At 40.1% G+C, this 6,410-nt stretch carries 3 protein-coding genes and 1 pseudogene; all 4 read left to right on the top strand.

All coding sequences use genetic code 11. The features are described 5' to 3' along the window. Positions 1-83 precede the first annotated feature (83 nt). Positions 84-686, top strand: a pseudogene (locus RBU60_RS13865) (arylamine N-acetyltransferase family protein); the annotation flags it as partial. A 56-nt stretch (positions 687-742) separates the two neighbouring features. Then, positions 743-1,147, top strand: coding sequence for a hypothetical protein (locus tag RBU60_RS13860; protein ID WP_308865662.1), 405 nt, complete (start codon positions 743-745; stop codon positions 1,145-1,147). Positions 1,148-1,621: 474 nt separating this feature from the next. Further along, positions 1,622-4,162, top strand: a complete 2,541-nt coding sequence (gene uvrA / locus RBU60_RS13855; protein WP_308865661.1) for an excinuclease ABC subunit UvrA — start codon at positions 1,622-1,624, stop codon at positions 4,160-4,162. 243 nt (positions 4,163-4,405) lie between these two features. Beyond that, positions 4,406-6,100 (top strand): gamma-glutamyltransferase, encoded by a 1,695-nt coding sequence (gene ggt, locus RBU60_RS13850; protein WP_308865660.1) that lies wholly within the window; start codon positions 4,406-4,408, stop codon positions 6,098-6,100. Positions 6,101-6,410 lie beyond the last annotated feature (310 nt).

Genomic DNA, 6,410 nt, shown 5'->3' with positions numbered 1-6,410 from the left:
TGTTTTTTTGCCATAATTTAAATCTATAAATATTTATGGACTCTAAAAAATCGTCACATCAAAGGTAGACACTCCAGTTATCTACGGAACGCATTTTTGATAAAATAGTAAATCGAAACCGAGGAGGATTCTGCTATGAGCTAAATGGATTGTTTTATGAGTTGTTAGTTGCTTTAAATTTTGATGTTAAGAGGGTTTCAGCACGGGTTTATGACCAGAATGGAAGTTACGGAAAAGAGTTTGATCATTTGGCAATCATTGTTTCCATTAACAACACCGAGTATATAAGTGATGTTGGATTTGGAGATTTTACTTTTGAACCTCTGCGATTAGAAATGAATAAACTTCAAAAAGACGAACGTGAAGAATACGTCATAGATAAGTGGGATGACATGTATTTTCGGGTAAACAAAATTAAGAATGCGCAACCCCAACCCGTATATATTTTTAGTCTGATACGTAGAGAATTCAGGGAGTTTAAAGAAATGTCCGTGTATCATCAAACCAGTCCCGAATCACATTTCACCAGCAAAAGATTAATATCCTTACCAACAGAAAACGGGAGAATCACCATCACCGGAAACCAATTAAAAATCACCGAATTAGAGTTCACCACTGAAACTGAAATAAAAAGCGAATTAGAATTTGATACGTATTTACTTAATTCCTTCAACATTGAGAAATAAAGCCTGTTGTTAAGGAAGACTCCTCCGCTGATTTTCTACCACAAGCATCCTAATCTATGAAACATTGGATATTCGCAATTACCTTAGTACTGCTTTTTAGCAGTTGCTCCGAAATAAAAACTTCTGAACCAACTGAAGTTTACTCCTATTGGTCTGGTTCAAAACCACCCGAAAATCTAAAAGTAATTCAGGGAGAATATTGGGAATCGGTACATTGGTCTAAAGAATATATTATGTCATTAAAATTCGAAGCACCTGAAAATTGGTGGAATGAATTTACAACGCAGAATGAGCTGGAAATAGATACTGTAGAATGGAGTAAACCAAATGATTTCCCTAATTGGTTCACGCCCTCTAAAAATTCAATCCAATACAAAAGCAATAACAGATTTGACCAAGGCTCACGTTACTTCCGCGATAGATCAAATGGAGAATGCTATATCTATGAAGTACAACTTTAGATAAAAATACCAAGTTTTCATTTGCAAAAGAGACGGATAAATTGGACTAAAAATGTATTTTTGAACTGATTTAGCGAGTTGATAACGACCTAAACAAAAATGTGCAAAATGAAAAACAAAGGCTTAAATCTATTTTTAAAATTCGCAGGGGTCTTCATCTTACTTCTTCTCTTAGAAATTGTTTTACTTATTAAAATATTCAATCTAGATTCCTTTATTTATATTCCCTTCATGATGCTCATAAATATGAGTGTGGTATATTTCTTTTGGTGGAAAAATAAAGGAAAGAGAGAAAAAGAAAGTATCCGAAAATAAAGAAAAACGACAACTAAAAAAAACCTATCCTTCGACTAAATAATTCTAAACGCTTCTCTAAATGTAAAGCTTTGCGGACTCAATCAAGAATCAAGGTTTGTGAAAACTTTAAAATCCTTAACCATAGATTCTTAATATATTTTTGTTTCTTCCGTAGCCATGAAACATTCGAATAAAAATAAGACGCAAAAAGAAGGCTTTGTTACTGTACGCGGAGCAAGACAACATAATCTCAAAGACGTAAGTTTAGAAATTCCCCGCGATGCTTTAGTCGTATTTACAGGAGTTTCTGGATCGGGGAAATCATCCCTTGCTTTTGGAACTTTGTATGCCGAAGCACAGAGAAGATATTTAGAATCGGTGTCGCCTTATGCCCGCCGACTTTTTCATCAAATGCCAATCCCTGAAGTAGATGAAGTCGAAGGACTTCCTCCAGCAGTCGCCTTACAACAACAACGAGGCTCAGGAACTACCAGATCCTCTGTCGGTTCTGTAACTACCTTATCCAACTTATTGCGCATGTTATATTCGCGTGCGGGAGATTATCCAGCAGATCAATCTATTTTATATGCCGAATCATTTTCCACCAACACTCCAGAGGGAGCCTGTCCCAAATGTCACGGTCTTGGTAGAGTCTATGAAGTGACAGAAGAAAGCATGGTTTTAGACGATTCTTTGACAATTCGGGAAAAAGCCATTGCGGCTTGGCCCAAAGCCTGGGGAGGTCAAAATCTCCAGAATACTTTAATCACGTTGGGTTACGATGTTGATGTTCCCTGGAAAGATCTTCCCCAAAAAGAACGCGATTGGATTTTATTCACCGATGAAAAGCCACGCGTACCCGTATATCCTGGTCTTAACCGAGAAGAAGTTCAGGTTGCTATTAAAGAAAAGAAGGAACCTAGTTATATGGGGACTTTTACCGGTGCAAAAAAATATGTGCTGCACACTTTTGCCAATACGAAAAGTAATTTGATGAAAAAGCGCGTATCGCAATATATGCTAAGCAGCGATTGTCCTGTCTGTGAAGGAAAGCGTTTGCGCCGCGAATCTCTTTCTGTGACTTTTGCCGGTTATGATATCGCCGACATTTCTCGACTTCCTCTCAAGAAATTGCTTTCTATTTTTGCTCCTTATGCCGATGGATCGGCGCCGGGACTTACCAAATTAGCTAAAAATCATAAAGAAAAAGTAATCGTTGCGCAACGAATAGCCGAAGATTTGGTAGCGAGAGTGGAAGTTTTATTAGAATTAGGTCTAGGTTATTTATCCCTAGAACGCAGCACGCCTACCCTTTCTCCCGGAGAACATCAACGCTTAAGACTCGCTACTCAAGTGCGCAGTAATTTATTTGGCGTCGTTTATGTCTTAGATGAGCCTTCCGCAGGATTGCATCCCGTAGATACCGAGGCTTTACTAAAAGCTTTAGACAGATTAAAAGCATCTGGAAATTCGCTTTTTATTGTGGAACATGAATTAGATGTGATTCGCCATGCCGATTGGATTGTAGATGTAGGTCCGGATGCCGGCGAAGGTGGCGGAGAAATCTTATACAGCGGTCCCCCAGCTGGCTTAAAAAAGATTGCACGCTCAAAAACCGGAGAACACCTGTTCAATGATTTACCTTTTAAAAAGTCTGCTCCCAGAAAACCTTCTGGTTGGTTGAAATTAAGTGATGTGACTAGAAATAATTTATCCCAACTTGAGGTGTCTTTCCCCTTAGGCGTATTAACCAGTGTTACTGGTGTTTCAGGATCGGGGAAAAGTAGTTTGGTAAGTCAGGTTTTGGTGGAACTCATGGCCACGCAACTAGGAAAGGAAACCTCTACGGAAGAAGAAACGGAAGATGAGCTGCAAAAAGACACCGTAGAAACCTTGGGAGGTAACATCACCGAAGGCGCCCAAACTCTAAAACGTATGGTCGTGGTCAATCAAAAACCTATTGGTAGAACTCCGCGTTCTAATCTTGCCACGTACACGGGCTTGTTTGATGTGGTTCGGAAGCTGTTTGCTTCCACTAAATTGGCAAAAAAACGTCGTTATAATGCTGGCCGGTTTTCCTTTAATGTGGGCAAGGGCCGTTGTTCTAATTGTGACGGGGAAGGTTTTGTGATGGTAGAACTCTTATTTTTACCCAGTGTTTATGCGCCCTGCCCTGTTTGTGAAGGGGCTCGGTATAATGCCGAAACTTTGGAAGTTAAGTATCACGAGAAAAATATCGCCCAAATACTTGAAATGACAGTAAATGAAGCTACGGAATTCTTTACGGAAGAAGAGCGTGTTAGTCGGCCACTTAAGGTATTGCAAGAAGTAGGTTTGGGATACTTGCGTTTGGGGCAATCTGCGACAGAGCTTTCTGGCGGAGAGGCGCAACGGATTAAACTTGCTACAGAACTTCAGCGTCTAAGTCGTGGGAATACGCTTTATATTTTAGATGAGCCAACGACGGGACTGCATCCCACAGATGTAGAAAAATTACAACTTCAGCTAGCAAAATTAGTGGATGCTGGCAATACGGTCATTGTGGTAGAACACGATATGCAGGTAATCGCTGGCAGTGATTGGGTGATTGACTTAGGTCCCGGCGCCGGGGAAGAAGGTGGAAAAGTAATTGCTGAAGGTACGCCGCAAGAAGTTGCAAAAAACAAACACAGTAAAACCGCAACTTACTTAGCGAGAACTTTAAACGGACATTCTTGATTTCTGAAAAATTGGTTGATGACGTTAGATCCTATTGACGATTGAATTTCCGTTTTTATTCATAACACCGGAAAACTTAATCATCATCAGACCTCACCGCTTTTCAAAAGCTGTGAGGTCTCTCGAGCGCAGGACTGCTGTTTTATCAAACTAGAAATAAAATTTTATACAAATTAATCAAGATTTGCATTCGGGAATTCGAGTGAAAATGTCGAACTTTTGGGTTGATTTAAAATTGCAATGATGAAAAAATTATTTTTACTGATTGGTTTCCTCCTTTGTTCCACTCCCCTAGTCTTTGGGCAGTACACCGATTATAATCTCGTCAAAGAAGTGCAAGTGAAAAATAAAGGCGTGGTGGTTTCCGCTTTTCCGTTAGCCAGTGAAGTGGGTGCCAAAATCTTACGTCAGGGTGGAAATGCTTTTGATGCGTCTATTGCAACCCAATTTGCGCTCGCTGTGGTTTATCCGCAAGCCGGAAATATTGGCGGCGGCGGTTTTATGGTTGCCACTACCGAAGAAGGAAAAAAATTCACGATCGATTTTAGGGAAACAGCGCCTTTAAAATCTCATAAAGATATGTATTTGGATGCGGAAAGAAATGCCAACACCGATCTTAGTCAGTATGGAAGCTTAGCGGCTGGAGTTCCGGGAGCTGTAGCCGGACTTTTTGAAATGCACCAATACGCGAAACTTCCCATGACGCAATTGATTCAACCGGCTATTGATTTGGCTGAAAAAGGTTATGCAATTACCCAAGCTCAAGCGGATTTGTTTAACACCTATAAAGATGATTTTTTACGTCTAAATAAGCATTCGATTCCGTTCGTAAAAAATCTCGCTTGGCAAGCAGATGATATTCTAGTTCAGCAAGATTTGGCTCATACCCTAAAACAAATTCAGCAGAAAGGATTAAAAGGCTTTTATAGAGGCAAAACGGCAAATTTAATCGTAAAAGAAATGAAACGCGGTAACGGCATCATTAGTTTAGCCGACTTGAGACAGTACAAAGTGAAAGTAAGAGCGGCGCTCATATTTGATTATAAAGGACACGAGGTGGTGACGATGCCCTTACCGTCTAGCGGCGGAATTCTCTTGGCGCAAATGTTACAGATGACCAATTTGATGGGCTTAGAAGACAAACAATTAAACTCCCCCGAAGCCGTGCAGCCCATGGTAGAGGCCGAGCGACGTGCGTATGCCGACCGTGCCGAATATATGGGCGATCCCGATTTTATAAAAGACCAAACGCAAAAATTGATTAGTAAATCCTATTTAAAGCAGCGTTTTGCCAATTATAATCCAGATAAAGCGACGCCTAGCAGTGCCGTGGGAGATATTATCATTCCTCAAAAAGAAAAGAAAGAAACGACGCACATTAGCGTTTTGGATAAGGAAGGCAATGCTGTTTCTGTCACCACGACCCTGAATGGGAATTTTGGCAGTAAAGTCATGGTTTCGGGAGCTGGTTTTTTGCTGAACAATGAAATGGATGATTTTTCTGTCAAGCCCGGCGTGCCCAATATGTACGGTGCCATAGGCGGAAAAGCCAATGCTATCGCCCCAAAGAAAAGAATGTTGAGTTCTATGACGCCCACGATATTACTAAAAGATAACCAGCCTTTTATGGTAGTAGGAACTCCTGGGGGAACCACGATTCCGACTTCCGTTTTTCAGGTGATTGTAGATATCATAGATTTTGGCACCGATGTGAACACCGCGGTGAACGCTCCGAAATTTCACCAACAGTGGCTGCCAGAATATATTTTGGTAGAAGAAGATTTCCCTCATTATACGATTAAAACGCTAGAGAAAAAGGGGTATACCTTTAAAAAGACGGCTAAGATTGGTCGGACGGAAGTGATTCTAGTAGATAAAGACGGGAAATACCACGCAGTAGCGGATGGGCGTGGAGACGATTCGGTTGGGGTGGAGTGATTGGAGATTGGAGATTGGAGATTGGAGATTGGAGATTGGAAATTGGAGATTTTATCTAAGTTAAAGAGACAAAAATCAAATTTTGGAAAAACGCGCAAAAATTTAAAATTTGCAATAACTTTCAGAAAGAACGAATAAAATTGCTGCTATCTTGAGATAAACTCTGTTAAAAGTGTATTTTTGAGTGGATATAACAGGTTGCCAGTAATTATGAAAAACCGTATTCTATTAATACTTGAATTCAACTCATAAACGCAACTTTTAGCGAATGATGATATAGTTATTTTTCAGAAGAAAGAAGGGAATGTTT

The sequence above is a fragment of the Mesonia profundi genome, from assembly GCF_031085155.1.
Taxonomy (GTDB): Bacteria; Bacteroidota; Bacteroidia; order Flavobacteriales; family Flavobacteriaceae; genus Mesonia; species Mesonia profundi.
This window is presented reverse-complemented; position numbering and strand designations above follow the sequence as displayed.